Here is a 16,916-nt window from a genome sequence, read left to right as displayed (position 1 = left end):
AAGCGTGCGGATTGCCCCGTCGCCTCAGCCCTGCTGTTTGGGATGCCACACACCGAAGCGGTTGCCGTGCGGGTCCAGGAGGTGCGCGAACTCGATCGCGCCGTTGTCAACGAACGGGATGGCTACGCTCGCACCGAGCGCCTCGGCCCTGGCGATCGCGGCTTTTACATCGTCGACTTGCACGTAGAAGATCGCCCACGACGTTCCCTCGGGCGAGGACGTGTCCCACAGCCCGCCCTTGTCGCCATTCACCATCTGGTAGCTGGCGGGCGAGGACTCACCGAAAGTCCAGTCGAAGAGCGAGCCGTAGAAGGCCTGCGCTCTCTCGGGATCGGGCGAACCGATTTCGAAGTAGTTCACTATGGAGGCCATGACGGCTTCCTTTCCACTTCCGCGGCAGATAGGCGGAGGGAGGCCGCCCCCGAGACCTGGGGGCGGCCTTCCGAATAGTTAGGGCATGACCTTGTAGAGATCGACGACGGTCTCCTCCGGGGGCGACTCAAATCCGCCCTCGATGCCCGCCTGCATACGGGGCATGAGAATGCCGTCGCGGAATTTCTCCCAACTTTCCTTCGACTCGTGGACGGCCATGATCGTCCAACCGCCGGCCGACGGGCCTGCGGCATGGAAAGTCTGGCCTTCGGGCAGTAACCCCTCTCCTGGGTGGACAGCTGCAATTGACGCCTCGTATTGGTCCTTCGTGCCTGCTGGGAAGAAGTGCACGACTCCGTAGGGCGCGGCTTCCATATCTGCTCCTTGCTGGTGTGGACGGGTGTGGACATGCCAAGCAATAGACCCCGCTACCTGGGATGTCAATGAGTTTTCATGGGCGGGATCCGAATCCGAGATTCAGGTCCAGAATTCGTCTGCCTTGGCAGTGTCCTCGAAGAACTCCCGACCCTCTACAACCTTTCCGTCGCGGAGAACGAAGGAGATCGCAGTTGCAATGTCCAGGGTCTTTCCGTCGCTTTCGGCGCGGCTTTGTTGGAGCCCGATGGTGTGGTTTTCTCCGCCGACGATGTCCTGGATCGCCGCTTGGAAGGTACCTTGTGAACGCGCTCCCAGCTCGCCGAAATAGGCCAGGATAGCGTCGCGTCCTTGCTTCGTCCCGGACAGCACGCCGTTTCCTGCTACGTACCAGACTGCGTCCTCCGCGAACAACTCGCTGAGTGTCGCCAGATCACCTGCGTTAAAGGCCTCGTATCCCCGCCGGACCAATTCAGCGTTTTCTGTAGCTCCCATGTTCGGATACCTCTCCGTCATCCTCGTCGGTCAATGGGACGGCTTAAGGCTATTCCTGGGTAGGGTGCCTGTCGATGGGGAAAGCCTTGGATTCGGGGACAACACCAAGAGCCACCATCGGCAAATTCAGTGGCAAACTTGACCACAAGGGGCCGCACCCACAGGGAGGGCAAGCCGTGATTGACACCGCTGAGGCCGTTCTTCACGACGGTACAACGATTGCCATGACCATCCACGGAAACGGACGCGCCCTTCTGGTCCCGGTCCGCTTCACCCCCTATCCGCCGGAGGAAGCAGAAACGATGCGCCGCTGGGGCGCTGATCCGGACCTGGGCTCCAAGCTGGTGAACGGACTCGCGCGATCCCACCGCGTCGTCGTCGCCGATTATGAAAACCACCGGATGGCACACCCCGCACCGGACACCCTTACTCCAGGGAATGTCACGGCTGATCTCCTTGCCATCGCCGACGCCGCTGAGGCCGGCAGCTTCGCCTACTACGGCTACTCCTGGCTGGCACTCTGCGGCCTGCAACTCGCAATCCGCACTGACCGGCTTTGGGCACTGGTGATGGGCGGATTCCCACCCTTGGATGGGCCTTACGAGAGCATGTTGGCGGTGACCCGGGCAGCACATTCGATGTCCACACAATCCGCCGACCTGGTTCCTTCGCCGACCACTGACGTTGAGCCTGGAGACTGGGATTCGGTGCCCGTTCAAACGAACGAAGCCCAGACCCGTCAATTCGTGACCCTCTACGAGGCCCTTCAAGGCTTCGACGATTCCTCCGCCGAAGTCCCGGCGGGCTTGCCTCGCCTCGCCTTCGCGGGGGCGGACGACCGGATCGACTACGGCCCTGCATGGGGCAACGTTCACGTAAAGATCGGCGAGCCCCTGACGACACACAAACAGGCCCTCATTGACGCCGGGTGGGATGTCCAAGTGCTTCCTGGTCTCGACCACGTCGGAGCGATGCATAGCTCCATCGTCTTGCCCCTACTGACGGACTGGCTCCGCAAGGTCGGCTAGGCCTGCTGCTCATTCACGGGCCCGTCCCAGGACCACTTCGGGAAGCGAAGTCCCTCCGGGACGTCGTTTGCCGAGCGGTGGTACCTGGACATAGTGGTGGTTGTCGCCCAGGCGAAGTAGTCGTGCAGCACTTCCCGGAGAGGGCCGCCTCCGGTGAGGCCTACATCCGCGAGTGCCTGATCGAAGCACGCGATCGCCCGGCGGTCCATGTCCACATGCGGCCCGTTCCCGCTGTGCATCCGCACAACCGATGTCTCGTCACCATAAGAGCCGGTATATGCGTCGGGGTCCCCCAGCGCCTCCGCCCAATAAGCTGCCAGACGCCGCGTGTGCTCAGGATGGAATCCATGGCTGAACGCGTGACCGACCACGTCGTCCGCGATGACCCTGGCATGCCAGGCATCCGCCAGCGCGATAAAAAAGTCGGCGCCGCCCGCAGCCTCGTATACCGTCTGCATGCTGCAACGATGGCACGCTCCGCCACCAAATGCCATGGGCGCGGGCGACTGTCCGCACCGGGAATATCCAACCGAGGGCAACCTCCTGCCCCTGCCAGTCGTGGCCTCTTGAGACACGTCCGGGCCGGTGGGACGATGAAGCCGTGAATCCCTTCCTCGAATTTGTCAGCCACAACTGGTGGTTGATCTTTCCCCTGAGCGGATTGGCCGGCGGTTGGGCGCGGTCCTGGTCCAGGGCCAGCGAACGGCGGCACCGCCGTCGGGTGGAGCTCTATCAGCTCAAGAACCGCGTGGCAGAAGCGGAGCAAGCCAGCCAGGCCGAGGTCCTGCGGCTGCAGGAGGCCCATGACGCTGTGAACCGGCGATGGCTCGAATACGAACTCGACGTCGGAAAACTCATCGATTTTCCGGTCATGTCGGATGTCCGCGAACCGCTCACCGTCGCGTTTCTTCGGGCCAAACGGGAGGCTGACGGCTTGCGCCCGGCAACTCCGGGAGAAATCACGACGGCGGCCCGGCTGGCCGAGTATCGCACGGCCGTCCGCAGCTTCGAACTGGCGTTCGACGTGGCAGAGAGGGAAGCCAAACGCATCAAGGACGGCAACTTCACTGAGCCCGAGCGCCAGCGGCTGGCGACCGCCAGGAAGCTGCTCAGGATCGCTTCTGACAGTGCAGCGACGCCGGCAGAGCGGCAGACGGCGTACAAGCGTGCCCGGCGCGAATTGGATGGGCTGATTGTCCTGCCCGAAGCGACCATCGCGGCCTTGGAAGAGAAGATCGAGGGAATGCTCGACGCACCAAAGGCTCCGGACTTCCATCAGAGCTGAGAGGAACCGATCTCAGTGTTTGACACGGCGAATGATCACGTACCTGTGATGCTTCCGATGCCGGGTCTTGGTACGACGTGGAGTCAGTCCCAGCGGGGGCAACCCAAGCGCTTTCCGCCTGGCTGACAAGCGAATATTTGCGTAGATCAGAAATAGGAAGAAGCCCAGTGCCGGGATGAGCAGCACCAATATCCACGGTAAATTGCCCACGGCACGCCTCCTACGCTCAGTCTCCGGCCCGGCGTAACTGACGTCAAGAGTGCGATATTCGGTAGTGGCTACCCAACTCCTCTGAGACCAAGGGCTATCCACGGGACCATGCTAGGCGTAGCTTTCTTTTCATCCCGGCGCGTCTAACTTGACCCGCAGCCGGTACCTACCAGGAGGTCATCATGGACAACCTATTCGGACGCGGCGGACTCGGAGTACCGGAGCCGCTCCGACGCTTCCTTCAAGGCGAATCCGACCCCTCGCTCCGCATCGAGCAATACCAGGAGGGGGACACGCTGGTCGTCAGAGTGGATCTGCCGGGAATCGACCCCGAGACCGACGTCGACATCAGCATTGCCGACGACAACCTGCATATCGAGGCGCGGCGCGAAGAGGATACCGAACGCGTAGACAAGAAGGGCTACCGCACGGAACTCCGCTACGGCGAACGGTCCCGCAGCATTCCGCTGCCCCGCGGAGTGAGCCAGGACGGCATTATCGCGACGTACGAGGACGGCGTCCTCGAAATCCGTATCCAGCTCCCCGAACAGTCTGAGCCGCAGACCACGAAAATCCGAGTGGTCCGAACGGGTGGCCGCGAAGCCAATCAGTCTCCGGAGGACCCGGGCAACTAGCCCGACCGAGGACGCGAGCCTAAGGGCCTCCGTCCCGTCCGTTTGGTCGCCGCACTTTTTGGAGCCGCGGGGCTGGCCGCTTGCCCTGGGGAGCCGAAGTCTCCAGAGGTGTTGCGGGCATCGCGAGGACGGCGACGACGGTGAGCGCGGCGCTCACGAGCACCGCGAGAAATACCGCCGCAGAAGCGAATACCACCGATTGCGGATTCTTAGCGCCACCGGGGCTGCCGGCGTAGATCGCATTTGCCACGGCACCGAAGACGGCTACTCCAAGCGAACTGCCAATGGATCGCGCGAAGAGGTTGGTGCCCGTCACCACTCCTCGTTCGTGCCATTCGACACTGGACTGGGCCGCGATCAGGCTCGGGGTTGCCAGAAGCCCAAGTCCTAGCCCGGCAACGAAGCAACTGCCCGCGACGAGCACGATGTTCGGCGTGTAGGCCGTCACGGCGAGGGCCGCCGAGCCGATAAGGGTAACGGTGATTCCGATCAAGGCTGTTGCCCGAAAGCCGATCCTAAGGTAGAACCGGCCCGACTGCGAAGCACTGATCGGCCAGCCGATCGTCAGGGCCGCCAGGGACAGGCCCGCAGCCAATGGCGACACCGAAAGCGCCCCTTGAAGGAAGGTCGGAACGTACGAGGTGAGGCCAAGTACGACTGCCCCGGCTCCAAAGGAGATCAGTGCGGTCGTGGCGAGAAGACGCCTCGAAACGACCCACGGCGGAAGGACAGGTTCCGCTGCCCGTCGCTCGACCAGGACGAAGGCAACAAGCAAAACTGCGCCAATGGCGAATACTGCGATGCTGATCGGAGAGTCCCAGGCCCATGCCTGGCCGCCTTCCAAGGCACCGAGGATGCTCAAGGTCAACGTGACCGTGAGAAGGGCGGCTCCAAGATAATCGACGCGGTGCTTTACCCGTTCGATGTTCTCCTGGAACCTTTGAACCAGCATCCACGCAGCCACGATGCACAGCGGAATGTTGACGAGGAAGATTCCGCGCCAGACTCCCAGCGAAGAGAAGACCCCGCCCAGAGTTGGGCCCACAACAGACGACGTTGCCCACACGCTGGCGAGGTAGCCTTGCACCTTCGCGCGCTCGGCGAGGGTGTAGATATCGCCGGCGATGGTAATGGCCACTGGCAGGACCGCGCCGGCACCCAGTCCCTGCACCACGCGGAAGGCGATGAGCGCAGGCATGCTCCACGCAAGCCCGCAAAGGATGGATCCGAGAAGGAAGAGTCCGATGCCAGTGAGAATGATTGGCTTCCGACCCGCCATGTCGGAGAGTTTCGCGTAGACCGGGACCGAGACGGCCTGTGCGAGCAGGTAGGCGGAGAAGAGCCAAGGGAACGAGGCGAACCCGCCGATTTCATGAACGATCGAAGGCACAGCGGTCGCCACGATGGTTGCATCGATCGCGACAAGGCCGCTCGAGAGCATCAGGGCTATGAGTATCGGGCCCCGTTTGGAACGGAAGCCGACCCCGTCACTTTGAGTTGCCATGTCCGGCCCTGTCTTTCCCCTATGCCCCGGCGTATCCTAATTACGTTCCCGGCACCGGCCTTGGCCGGAATTCTTCTCTACACCCATCATTTATCCCTGCACCCACTCAGTTAGGCGCCATCCATGGAGATGAACATCAGGGACCACTGGGACATGCTCAGCCCCGAAACGCAGCATTGGCTAACCGACAATCCCGGATGCGTGGTCTTGCCGCGAACCATCACGGAAATAATCCATAAGGAAACCGGCATCACTCCGGATGCCGACCGGCACAGCCAGGTCAGCCTCTCCCCTGAGGATCTGAAATTCATACTGGCCAAGGCCGAAGGGGGCCCGGTCCGGCCGAAGTGATCGACCCGGTCATTCGTCGCCGTCGTCATCCGCTGGAGCGTCGTCATCCGCTGGAGCGGGTGGATTTGCTGCCTCACGTAACGGTCCAACTGCCCCGTCCGTGCCGTAGTCGCCTTCGGCGTACTGTCCGATTTCCGACTCCGCTGTACGCCCCTGAACGGCTCCCGCGTCGCCGAGGTCGGCTTCTGCGTAGCGCCCGGATTCCTTGGCCTTCTTACCCAACGGTTCGGGCAACCCGCCTTGACTACCGGCTGCGCCGTAGTCGCCTTCGCTGTATTGGCCTTCTTCGTCGTCGGAGTGCCGCCCGGGCTCCGTTCCCGTCTTGCCGTAGTCTCCCTCGACGTACCGGCCCCGGAGTTCCGGTTCCTCGGGAGTTCCGCTCTTCTCTTCGTCAGTGGGTTCTTCGACGCCGCTGCTGCTGTCGGTCATGATCTTGCCTTTCCCGCAACCAACCTTGCGTCTCTTCGGGCGCCCCTTAAGTTTATCGATGGGCTTTGCGAGGCAACAGGGCCACGCGTACCCCCTACCGATTGTGAAGAACCAGTTTCGGCGCGTAGCTTTCAAGGCCGACGCTAGCCCGCACGAGTGCCCGGAGTTCGGACAGGCCTCCCGTAACGGCTCCTGCGGCCCGGGCCTGAACCAGCACGTTCCCGAGCGCCGTGGCTTCCACGGGGCCAGCCACAACCGTCTTGCCGGTGGCATCAGCGGTGAGTCGGCACAGCAGCCTGTTCTGCGAGCCGCCGCCCACGATGTGGACTACGGACGTCTGCTTGCCGGACAGTTCTTCGGCGCGCGCCAGGGTCCTCGCGTAGGCGGCCGCGAGGCTGTCCAGGATGCAGCGCACGACGGCGGCCGGCCGGTCCGGAAGGACGGCACCGCCGGCGCGAACCGCGGATCTGATGCGCTCGGGCATGTTGTCCGGGGCGATGAACACCGGATCGTCGGCGTTGATCTGCGGGCCGCCGGCGGGAAGTGCCGCCGCGGACTCCAGGAGCGCGGCTAGTTCCCGCCGGTGCCCTTCGGCGGCCCAGGTGCGTTGGCATTCGCTGAGCAACCACAGGCCGCCCACGTTGCGCAGATACCTGATGGTGCCGTCGACGCCCCGCTCGTTGGTGAAGTTGGCCAATCGGCTTGTTTCATCCAGGACCGGGGTGTCCAGCTCAACGCCCACGAGGGACCAGGTGCCGGAGGAAATGTAGGCGAAGTCTTCCTGCTGCGCGGGAACGGCTGCCACTGCCGAGGCGGTGTCGTGCGATCCCACGGCAACCACGGCAGTCTCCGCTCCGAGGCCCGTCCTGGCTGCGACTTCCGGTAGCAGCGTGCCTATGGTCCCGCCTGGCTGGATGATGGCCGGGAACAGGTTCTTGTGGAGGCCGAGTGCCTTGAAGAATTCCGTGGCCCACTCCCCCGCGACGGCGTCAAAAAGCCCGGTGGTGGAGGCATTCGTGACCTCGGTACGGCGTTGCCCCGTCAGCCTGAATGCGATCAAGTCCGGGATGAGCAACGCCTGGACGCCGCGCAGTTCACGTTCGGTGGCGAGCTGGTAGAGCGTATTGAACTGCAGGAACTGCAGCCCGGTGGTGGCATAGAGCCGCGCCGGATCCAGTACCTTGTGGACGTCCGCGACGGCCGTTCGGCCGCGCTCGTCGCGGTAGCTGAACGGCTGGGTACCCAGGGCACCGGCGGCATCCACGAGTCCGTAGTCGACGGCCCACGTGTCGATGCCGATACTCGCGATCCGCTCCCCGCTTGCTGCGGCCGTTTCGGCGGCCGCCGCAAGTCCCGTGAGCACCTCCTCGAACAGGGCGTCGAAATCCCAGTGGAGTCCGCCGTCGAGCTCAACGACGCCGTTGGGGAAACGGTGCACTGTTTCGAGCCAGGCCCGCCCGCCGGTGACACGGCCGAGCATGACGCGGCCCGAGGACGCTCCGATATCGACCGCGGCGAATACGCCGCCGGCAGTAGCTTCCACGTTCATCGCAGGAAGGCCGCGGCGACGCCCGCGTCCACCGGGATGTGCAGGCCCGTGGTGTGCGAGAGTTCGTTGCTGGTGAGCACGGCGGCCGCGTTGGCGACGTGCTCGGGCAGGACTTCTCGCTTGAGCAGGGTGCGCTGGGCGTAGTACTTGCCCAGTTCCTGCTCCTCGACTCCGTAGACGGCGGCGCGCTTGGCGCCCCAGCCGCCGGCGAAGATCCCGGAACCGCGGACCACGCCGTCGGGGTTGATGCCGTTGACGCGGATGCCGTGTTCGCCCAGTTCGGCGGCCAGCAGGCGGACCTGGTGGGCCTGGTCTGCCTTGGTGGCGGAGTAGGCGATGTTGTTCGGGCCGGCGAACACCGAGTTCTTGGAGGAAATGTAGACGATGTCCCCGCCCAGGCCCTGCTCGATCATGGCCTTGGCCGCGGCTTTGGAGACCAGGAACGAGCCCTTGGCCATGACGTTGTGCTGCAGGTCCCAGTCCTTCTCCGTGGTTTCCAGCAGGGGCTTGGAGATCGACAGGCCTGCGTTGTTCACCACCAGGTCGAGACCGCCGAAGGCCAGGACGGCTTCCTGGATGGCGGCGGCGATCTGGGCTTCGTCGGTGACGTCTGCCTGCACGCCGATGGCGACGTCCGCGCCGCCGAGTTCGGCCGCGACGGCCTGCGCGTTGTCCAGGTTGAGGTCTGCGATGACTACGCAGGCGCCTTCCGCGGCGAGGCGGGTGGCGATCGCCTTGCCGATGCCCGACGCCGCGCCGGTCACCAGCGCGATGCGCGTGGCGTGCGATTTGGGTTTGGGCATCCGGGCGAGCTTGGCTTCTTCGAGGGCCCAGTATTCGATCCGGAACTTCTCTGATTCCTCGATGGGTGCGTAGGAGGAGATGGCCTCGGCGCCGCGCATCACGTTGATCGCGTTGAGGTAGAACTCTCCGGCGACCCGTGCGGTCTGCTTGTCCTTGCCGTAGGAGAACATTCCGACGCCGGGGACCAGGACGATGGCCGGGTCCGCGCCGCGCAGGGCCGGGGAATCGGTGTCGGCGTGGCGGTCGTAGTAGGCCTGGTAATCCTCGCGGTACGCGGCGTGGAGTTCCTTGAGGCGCGCGATGCTTTCCTCGATGCCGGCGTCGGCGGGCAGGTCCAGGACGAGGGGCTTGACCTTGGTGCGCAGGAAGTGGTCGGGGCAGGAGGTGCCCAGCGCGCCGAGTCGGGGATGCTCGGTGCCTTCGAGGAATTCCAGGACGCGCGGATCGTCGCTGAAGTGGCCCACCTGCGGTTTGTCGGCCGAGGCGAGTCCGCGGATGACAGGGGCCAGGGCGGCGGCTTTGGCTTTGCGTTCGGCTTCCGGGAGCGCGGTGTAGCCGGGGAGTTTGGCGCCGAAAGGCTCGGCCTTGCCGTTCAGGGCGATGTAGAGTTCGGCCTGCTCGATGATCCAGAGGGAGTTGGCCTCGGCTTCTTCGCTCGTTTGGCCCCAGGCGGTGATGCCGTGGCCGCCCAGGATGGTGCCGATGGCCTGCGGGTTGGCTTCCTTGATCGCGGCGATGTCCAGTCCGAGCTGGAAGCCCGGGCGGCGCCAGGGAACCCACACGACCTTCTCGCCGAAGACCTTGGAGGTCAGCGCTTCGCCGTCCGCTGCCGTCGCAATTGCGATGCCGGAGTCCGGGTGCAGGTGGTCCACGTGCGCGGCGTCCACGAGTCCGTGCATCGCGGTATCGATCGACGGCGCAGCGCCGCCCTTGCCGTGCAGGCAGTAATCGAAGGCGGCCACCATTTCGTCTTCGCGCTCGACGCCGGGGTAAACGGCCTTGAGTGCCTGCAGCCGGTCCAGCCGCAAAACCGCCAGGTTCTCGGCCTTCAGGGTTCCCAGGTCCCCGCCGGAACCCTTGACCCACAACAGCTCGACGTCCTCCCCGGTGACCGGATCCGTCTCCGTGCCCTTCGCCGAGGTGTTCCCACCGGCGAAGTTGGTGTTCCGCTTATCCGCCCCGAGGCGGTTGGAACGGGTGATCAGCTCTTCAACGGTCTTGTTAGTTGTGTTCTGCATGTCAGTGTTCTGCATATTCATGCCTAAGCGCCCCATCCGGCTTGCTGGCCGCCCACGCGGTCCTCGTTGATCTTTTTCTGGTAGCCGCTTGCCTTGAACGCCCTCATCGGGTCCGCGGGCAGGCCGCGCGATTCGCGCCACTCGGCCAGGACCGGCCGGACATCGGTGTAGAAGGCATCGTTGAAGATGCCGTTGGCGGCAAGGACATCCCCTTCGCGCTGCGCCTCGGCCAGCGCGTCCGTGTCGATGAGCAGGGCCCGGGCCGTCATTTCCTGGACATTGAGCACGGACCGGATCTGGCCCGGGATCTTCTCCTCCAGGTTGTGGCATTGGTCCAGCATGAGCGCGACGCCCGTGCCGTCTCCTGCGGACTTGCCGAAGCCGCCGCCGCGGATGACTTCGTGCATGATGCGGAACAGCTGGAAGGGATCCGCGGCACCGACGATCAGGTCGTCGTCGGCGTAGAAGCGCGAGTTGAAGTCGAATGAGCCAAGCTTGCCGAGGCGCAACAGCTGCATGACGATGAACTCGATGTTGGTGCCCGGGGCATGGTGGCCGGTGTCCAGGCAGACGAAGGCCTTCTCCCCCAAGGCGAGCGTCTGCGCGTATGAGGTACCCCAGTCCGGAACGTCGGTGTGGTAAAAAGCAGGCTCGAAGAACTTGTATTCCAGGACCAGGCGCTGGCTTTCGCCGAGGCCCGCGTAGATTTCCTGCAGCGATTCCGCCAGGCGGTCCTGACGGCCGCGCATGTCGTCCTGGCCGGGATAGTTGGTGCCGTCAGCCAGCCAGACCTTCAAGTCCCGGGAGCCGGTGGCGTGCATGATCTCGATGCACTCCAGGTGGTGGTCGATGGCCCGCCGCCGCACAGTTGCGTCAGAGGACGTGAGGGAGCCGTACTTGTATTCATCGTCCTGGAACGTATTGGAGTTGATGGTCCCCAGGCCGACGCCCAACTCAGCCGCGTACTCGCGGAGTGCGGAGTAATCGTTCACCTTGTCCCACGGGATGTGCAGTGCCACGGTCGGCGCAAGGCCCGTCAATTCGTGGACTTTCGCGGCGTCGGCCAGCTTCTCCTGGATGGTCCGCGGGGTGCCGGGCGTGCCGAACACCTTGAATCTCGTGCCCGAGTTGCCATAGGCCCACGAGGGAACCTCTATGGCCAGTTCCCCGAGGCGGCCCAGGGCCGTTTCCGTGGTGTTCATGATTGTTCCTTCTGTTGCCTGTGCGTCATCTTTGAACGGGAGCGTCAAATTCTGTCTTGAATCGATTCATTCAAGAACCTACTCACACGGTAGGGCCTGCTTCCATGGCGTGTCAACAGTCAAACCCGGAGATCGCCAGCCGAGCCACGTAATATTGATGAAACGGTTTGATTCGATTCATCAATTGGGAGGTTGAGCGTGCCAAGCGGCCCGGGAGCAAAGCTGACAGACGTCGCCGCCCTGGCGAGAGTTTCGGTCGGCACAGTGTCGAATGTCCTCAACCGGCCGGACCAAGTGTCGTTCGACAAGAGGACCCGCGTTCTGGCCGCCATCGAGGAACTGGGTTTCGTGCGCAACGAATCAGCCCGCTCATTGCGGTCCGGATCCACGAGGAGCCTCGGCATGCTCGTGTTGGACGTGCGCAACCCCTTCTTCACGGATGTCGCCATGGGGGCTGAGAACGTCGCCGAAGACCACAAGCACTCCCTGATCCTGGCCAACAGTGCCGAAGACGCCGGCCGCGAGCAGTCATATCTGGACCTGTTCGAGCAGCAGCGGGTCCAAGGCGTTCTCATCACTCCGTTCGGGCAGGTTCTTCAACGGCTTGAAAGAATGCGCGACCGGGGCATCCCCTCAGTACTCGTAGACAGGCTCGCAAGCACGGATCAATTCTGCTCCGTTTCCGTGGACGACGTCGCCGGTGGAGCCACTGCCCTGGAGCATCTCATCAGCGTCGGCTCGGTGCGCCCGGCATTCGTCGGCGGCCCCTTCACGCTGCAGCAGGTCGAGGACCGCTACCGGGGTGCCGCCGACGCGGCAGCCCGTGCGGGAGTCCCGCTTCAACTATTCGAAACCCCGGACCTGAAATTTGAACGCGGGCGCCGGATCGGAGATCTCATCGGGAATCTCCAACCCGACAAGCGCCCGGATGCTGTGTTTGCCGCCAACGATCAATTGGCCTTGGGGCTTTTGCAATCCTTCGCCGCGAACGGGCTCCGCGTGCCCGGGGACATCGCCATCGTCGGCTTCGACGACATCGATTTCGCTTCGCAGTCGAGCATCCCGCTCAGCTCCATCAGCCAGCCGAGGCAGCTGATCGGCGAGCGTGCCGCCCAGCTCCTGTTCGAAGAAATCGACGCCGAACCCGGCCACGTACACAGCCAGGTGGTGTTCACGCCGGAACTCGTGGCACGGCAGAGCACCTTGCGCCGCTAAGCGGAACCTTTCGAGCCGGCCGTCGGCAGCAGAGCGCCCTTTTCGGATGAAATGAGCGATATATAGGTCTCCAGTTGGGACCGTAGCTGATCCGCAGAGTGGTGTTCCGGAGTCAGCGTGGCCGTGATCTGGGCACCGAGCGCGAACGTCATGATCCCGCCGACGATGTCGTCGTCGTTCAGCCCCTCCTTCAGTTCGCCAAGCTCCCTGGCTTCACGGAGCTTGTCGAACAGGGCTTCACGCCATTGCTCCATCGAGGAATCATGCAGGGCGGCCTTCGCCGGGTCCGTCAGGGCGCGCTGCCAGAAAGCGATCGCGATTCGCGCCTCGTTAAGCCTCTCGGCGTCGAGCGGCAAAATTTCATGGCAATAGCTGCGCAAAGCGGACAGGCCCCGCAGGCCGGCGGTGGAGTCGATCATGCGGGTATTCGTCTGGTTGAAGACGTGGGCGAAAGCGAACGTCAAGAGATCGTCCTTCGTGGGGAAATATGGCTTGAGCGCGCCGTTGGCAAAGCCTGCTTCCGTTGCTATCTCGCGCATGGTGGCTCCCTCGATCCCCCTGCTGGCGATGATCCGCCACGTGGCTTCGACAAGTTCCACCCTGCGCTTGTCGTGGTCTACGATCTTCGGCACGCTTTCCCCAAATCTTTTTTTCTACAACCGTTGTGACTCAGATTACACGATGCTATTCTCTACACACATAGAAAATAAACCGCCACTCACAAAGGCCTTCCATGAGCACAACTTCCTCTCCAGAAATCGCCGACATGGCTGAGTTTGCCGGACTGTCTCCGTATGCCTTGACCAGTGCCGAAGACATCACGGCCGTCAGGGGCATTTTGGCCGGCGCCGGACTCTTCGACGAATCCATCCGGATCGCCTACCTTGGCTTGCTCGACCCACCTCGCGATTCAGGAGCGCGCGTATCGGGGACTCCGGACCGCAGGTTCAGGGCGTTCCTACATAACGTTTCATCCGGTGCCGCACAGGACGTCGTGGTCTCTGTGACACATCAGGAAGTTGTCTCCACAGTCGAACTCGACACGTCAGTAACGGGCGAGCTTCCTGTCATCGAAGAAGAATTCGAGGTGGTTGAAGAGATCCTCGCCCAGGACGAGCGATGGCTCAAGGCCCTGGCTGACCGGAATCTCGATGTCAGCAAAGTCAGGGTCGCTCCCCTGTCAGCCGGGGTCTTCGAGTACCCGGAAGAGAACGGCCGCCGGATCCTGCGCGGCTTGGCTTTCGTCCAGGAGTTCCCCGGCGACAGCGCCTGGGCCCACCCTGTGGACGGGCTGGTCGCCTACGTCGACGTCGTGAGCAAGACCGTCGACCAAGTCCTGGATTTCGGGCCGGTCCCGGTTCCGGAAGAACACGGCAACTTTACGGACCCTGAGCTGACCGGGCCGATGCGCACCACCCAGAAACCGATCCACATCACCCAGCCGGAAGGTCCGAGCTTCACCGTCCACAATGGAAACCACGTCGAGTGGGAGAAGTGGAGCCTGGACATCGGATTCGATGTCCGGGAAGGCGTAGTCCTCCACAATGTCGCGTTCGACGACGTCGATCGCCGTCGCAGCATCCTCAAGCGCGCCTCGATCGCCGAAATGGTGGTCCCGTACGGCGATCCCTCTCCCGTGCGCTCCTGGCAGAACTACTTCGATACCGGCGAATACCTCGTGGGCCAATACGCCAACTCCCTCGAGCTCGGCTGCGATTGCCTCGGCGAAATCACCTACCTCAGCCCGGTAGTGAGCGACTCGTTCGGCCAGCCACGGGAAATCCGCAACGGAATCTGCATGCACGAAGAGGATTGGAGCATCCTCGCCAAGCACAGCGACCTCTGGAGCGGCGTGAACTACACGCGCCGGAACCGCAGGCTCGTCATCAGCTTCTTCACCACCATCGGCAACTACGACTACGGCTTCTACTGGTACCTCTACCTCGACGGCACCATCGAGTTCGAAGCCAAGGCTACCGGCGTCGTCTTCACGAGCGCCCACCCCGGAAAAGGCTACCCGTACGCCTCGGAGCTCGCCCCAGGCCTTGGGGCTCCCTTCCACCAGCACCTTTTCAGTGCCCGCCTGGACTTCGCCATCGACGGCCTGAGCAACAGGGTCGAGGAAGAGGACGCCGTCCGCGTACCCATGGGAGAAGGGAACGAGCGCGGCAACGCCTTCGCGCGCCGTCGGACTGTGCTTAAGAGCGAATCGGAGGCAGTGCGGGAGTCCGATATGGCGGCAGGACGGGCCTGGATCATTTCCAATCCCGAGTCACTCAACCGCCTGGGCGACCCTGTGGGGTACAAACTCCATGGACAAGGGCACCCAATGCTCCTGGCCGACCCCGAATCTTCCATCGCCCAGCGTGCAGCCTTCGCTACGAAGGACCTGTGGGTGACCCGCTACGACGAGAATGAGCGCTACCCCAGCGGCGACTTCGTCAATCAGCACTGCGGAGGAGCCGGATTGCCGTCCTACATTGCCCGCAACAGGGACATCGACGGTCAAGACATCGTCGTGTGGCACACCTTCGGGCTGACCCACTTTCCCCGACCCGAAGACTGGCCGATCATGCCCGTCGACACGGTGGGATTCAAACTGCGGCCCGAAGGCTTCTTCGATCGGAGCCCCGTCCTCGACGTCCCCGCATCGAAGCCCGCCGAAGGCGGCCACTGCCACATGGAGGCCAAGAAATGAGTTTAACAACCGGAAAAGAGACCACTGAGGTGGGCCACCCGCATCACCATCGACGCCGTCTCGGCGTCCCGGCGGTGACTTTCATGATCATCGCCGCGTCGGCTCCGCTCACCGTCCTCGCCGGCGGCGTGACGACGACGTTTGCCGTCACCGGGGTCACCGGCGTGCCGCTCTCCTTCCTGCTGCTCGGCGGAACCCTCGCCGTGTTCGCCGTCGGCTACGCGGCAATGAGCCGGTACGTCGTCAACGCCGGCGCCTTCTATTCCTACGTAGCCCAGGGCATCTCCCGGCCGGTCGGCGTCGGGGTTTCCATGGTGGCACTGATGGCCTACAACCTGATGCAAGTCGGCATCTATGGCCTCTTCGGCTTCACCGTCTCGAGCCTGATCAACGAACGCTTCGGCGCCACTGTCCCCTGGTGGATTCCGGTGCTGGTCTGCATCGCCGTCGTCGCATTCCTCGGCGTAAACCGTGTGGACCTGTCGGCGAAGGTCCTCGGGGTGCTCGTCGGCCTGGAGTTCCTTGTGGTGATCGTCTACGACGTCGTCTCCTTCGTCGTGGCACCCGAGGGAGTCAGCGGAGCGCCGCTCACTCCGCAGAGCCTGTTTGTGCCGGGCGTAGGGGCGGTCCTCTCCTTTGGTATCGCGGCGTTCATGGGATTCGAGTCGGCCGCGATCTACAGCGAGGAAAGCAAGGACCCGAAGCACACCGTCGCCCGGGCCACCTACACCGCCGTCGCCATCATCGCCGTGTTCTACGCTGTTTCCTCCTGGGCCATGGCGGTCGGAACCGGACCGTCCGCGGTGGTGGACGCCTCCGCCAAACAGGGACCGGACCTGATGTTCGGCTTCCTCAGTGACCATGCCGGCGTCCTTCTCGCCGACCTGGCCCGCCTGCTCTTCGTCACGAGCCTCTTCGCGGCCCTCGTCAGCTTCCACAATGCCGCAGCGCGCTACTTCTTCTCCTTGGGCCGGGAACAAGTCCTTCCCCGAAAGCTGGGTGCAGTCCGGCGGCACAGCGGCGCCCCCTACGCCGGGTCGATCGCCCAGACGGTGATCGCCGTCGTGGTCACGGTGGCATTCGCCATCGCGGGGACCGGATCGTCGCTGGGTGATCTCTACCCTGTCCTGACCATGTTCACGTGGCTGACGAACGACGGCGCGATGGGACTTGTCCTCTTGATGACCGTTGTTTCGCTGGCCGTCATTGGATTCTTCCGCAAGAACCGGCATGACGCTGGAATCTGGACCCGCGTGATCGCCCCTGCCCTGGGGTTCGTGCTCTTGGCCGTGATTTTCGTTCTGATCGTGGTCAACTTCAACGTACTGCTGGGCCAAAACGAGACCAATACCCTGACATTCATCCTGCCGGCGACGATCATCGTGCCCGGATTGGTGGGGGTCGCTTGGGCATTCCGCCTCCGCCGGAGCAATCCCGCCGTGTATCGGCGCATCGGGCACGGCGAAGAGGGGCCGGCGGCCGTGCACCTCGGGGACGAAGAAGACTTGTAGCGCCTGGACTGACGA

17 protein-coding genes are annotated in these 16,916 nt (G+C 63.6%); 7 read left to right on the top strand and 10 right to left on the bottom strand.

What is annotated here, in order from left to right:
* Positions 1–24 precede the first annotated feature (24 nt).
* The 3 genes from AC4CS3_RS09590 to AC4CS3_RS09580 all read right to left on the bottom strand — a co-directional run bounded on the left by AC4CS3_RS09590 (position 25) and on the right by AC4CS3_RS09580 (position 1,242).
* Positions 25–372: a VOC family protein gene (locus tag AC4CS3_RS09590; RefSeq protein ID WP_490783235.1), complete on the bottom strand. Its 348-nt coding sequence runs from the start codon at positions 370–372 to the stop codon at positions 25–27.
* A gap of 78 nt (positions 373–450) precedes the next feature.
* Positions 451–747, bottom strand: coding sequence for a hypothetical protein (locus tag AC4CS3_RS09585; protein ID WP_441414221.1), 297 nt, complete (start codon positions 745–747; stop codon positions 451–453).
* A gap of 102 nt (positions 748–849) precedes the next feature.
* Positions 850–1,242 (bottom strand): nuclear transport factor 2 family protein, encoded by a 393-nt coding sequence (locus AC4CS3_RS09580; RefSeq protein ID WP_490783234.1) that lies wholly within the window; start codon positions 1,240–1,242, stop codon positions 850–852.
* 176 nt (positions 1,243–1,418) lie between these two features.
* Here AC4CS3_RS09580 and AC4CS3_RS09575 point away from each other — a divergent pair, with 176 nt between their 5' ends.
* On the top strand, positions 1,419–2,270 hold the full coding sequence (locus AC4CS3_RS09575) for an alpha/beta hydrolase (RefSeq protein ID WP_490783233.1): 852 nt from the start codon (positions 1,419–1,421) through the stop codon (positions 2,268–2,270).
* Here the strand turns inward: AC4CS3_RS09575 and AC4CS3_RS09570 are convergent.
* Positions 2,267–2,728, bottom strand: coding sequence for a group II truncated hemoglobin (locus tag AC4CS3_RS09570; protein ID WP_490783232.1), 462 nt, complete (start codon positions 2,726–2,728; stop codon positions 2,267–2,269). The two genes, AC4CS3_RS09575 and AC4CS3_RS09570, sit on opposite strands and share 4 nt — an antisense overlap.
* A 143-nt stretch (positions 2,729–2,871) precedes the next feature.
* Between AC4CS3_RS09570 and AC4CS3_RS09565 the strand changes: the two genes are divergently transcribed.
* Positions 2,872–3,555 (top strand): hypothetical protein, encoded by a 684-nt coding sequence (locus tag AC4CS3_RS09565; protein WP_490783231.1) that lies wholly within the window; start codon positions 2,872–2,874, stop codon positions 3,553–3,555.
* Between the two features lie 392 nt (positions 3,556–3,947).
* On the top strand, positions 3,948–4,400 hold the full coding sequence (locus AC4CS3_RS09560; RefSeq protein WP_490783230.1) for an Hsp20/alpha crystallin family protein: 453 nt from the start codon (positions 3,948–3,950) through the stop codon (positions 4,398–4,400).
* Between the two features lie 19 nt (positions 4,401–4,419).
* On the opposite strand, the gene AC4CS3_RS09555 is transcribed toward AC4CS3_RS09560, so the two are convergent.
* On the bottom strand, positions 4,420–5,904 hold the full coding sequence (locus AC4CS3_RS09555; RefSeq protein WP_490783229.1) for an MFS transporter: 1,485 nt from the start codon (positions 5,902–5,904) through the stop codon (positions 4,420–4,422).
* 123 nt (positions 5,905–6,027) lie between these two features.
* On the opposite strand from AC4CS3_RS09555, the gene AC4CS3_RS09550 reads away from it, so the two are divergent.
* Entirely contained in the window at positions 6,028–6,255 is a 228-nt protein-coding gene (locus tag AC4CS3_RS09550; RefSeq protein ID WP_490783228.1) for a hypothetical protein, read from the top strand.
* Positions 6,256–6,264: 9 nt separating this feature from the next.
* On the opposite strand, the gene AC4CS3_RS09545 is transcribed toward AC4CS3_RS09550, so the two are convergent.
* From AC4CS3_RS09545 to rhaI, 4 genes are all read right to left on the bottom strand, one after another.
* On the bottom strand, positions 6,265–6,684 hold the full coding sequence (locus tag AC4CS3_RS09545) for a hypothetical protein (RefSeq protein WP_490783227.1): 420 nt from the start codon (positions 6,682–6,684) through the stop codon (positions 6,265–6,267).
* A 94-nt stretch (positions 6,685–6,778) separates the two neighbouring features.
* Entirely contained in the window at positions 6,779–8,233 is a 1,455-nt protein-coding gene (locus tag AC4CS3_RS09540) for a rhamnulokinase (protein WP_490783226.1), read from the bottom strand.
* The gene (locus tag AC4CS3_RS09535) at positions 8,230–10,275 is read right to left on the bottom strand and encodes a bifunctional aldolase/short-chain dehydrogenase (protein ID WP_490783225.1); all 2,046 of its coding nucleotides are present in this window, start codon (positions 10,273–10,275) and stop codon (positions 8,230–8,232) included. Before AC4CS3_RS09535 ends, AC4CS3_RS09540 begins: the two co-directional genes overlap by 4 nt.
* 23 nt (positions 10,276–10,298) lie before the next feature.
* A complete protein-coding gene (gene rhaI / locus AC4CS3_RS09530; RefSeq protein ID WP_490783224.1) occupies positions 10,299–11,477 on the bottom strand; it encodes an L-rhamnose isomerase in 1,179 nt (392 codons plus the stop codon).
* A 198-nt stretch (positions 11,478–11,675) separates the two neighbouring features.
* Between rhaI and AC4CS3_RS09525 the strand changes: the two genes are divergently transcribed.
* Positions 11,676–12,692, top strand: a complete 1,017-nt coding sequence (locus tag AC4CS3_RS09525) for a LacI family DNA-binding transcriptional regulator (protein ID WP_490783223.1) — start codon at positions 11,676–11,678, stop codon at positions 12,690–12,692.
* Here AC4CS3_RS09525 and AC4CS3_RS09520 read toward each other — a convergent pair.
* On the bottom strand, positions 12,689–13,324 hold the full coding sequence (locus tag AC4CS3_RS09520; RefSeq protein ID WP_490783222.1) for a TetR/AcrR family transcriptional regulator: 636 nt from the start codon (positions 13,322–13,324) through the stop codon (positions 12,689–12,691). The two genes, AC4CS3_RS09525 and AC4CS3_RS09520, sit on opposite strands and share 4 nt — an antisense overlap.
* Positions 13,325–13,425: 101 nt before the next feature.
* On the opposite strand from AC4CS3_RS09520, the gene AC4CS3_RS09515 reads away from it, so the two are divergent.
* Both AC4CS3_RS09515 and AC4CS3_RS09510 read left to right on the top strand, forming a co-directional pair.
* Positions 13,426–15,390 carry a primary-amine oxidase gene (locus AC4CS3_RS09515; protein WP_490783221.1) on the top strand — a complete coding sequence of 655 codons (1,965 nt, stop codon included), beginning with the start codon at positions 13,426–13,428 and terminating at the stop codon, positions 15,388–15,390.
* Complete coding sequence (locus AC4CS3_RS09510) at positions 15,387–16,901, top strand: APC family permease (RefSeq protein WP_490783220.1); 1,515 nt, start codon at positions 15,387–15,389, stop codon at positions 16,899–16,901. Before AC4CS3_RS09515 ends, AC4CS3_RS09510 begins: the two co-directional genes overlap by 4 nt.
* Positions 16,902–16,916: the final 15 nt, after the last annotated feature.

Source organism: Arthrobacter sp. SE2, assembly GCF_058244265.1.
The sequence above is the reverse complement of the archived record's forward strand: the minus strand, read 5'-3'. Positions and strand labels throughout refer to the sequence as shown.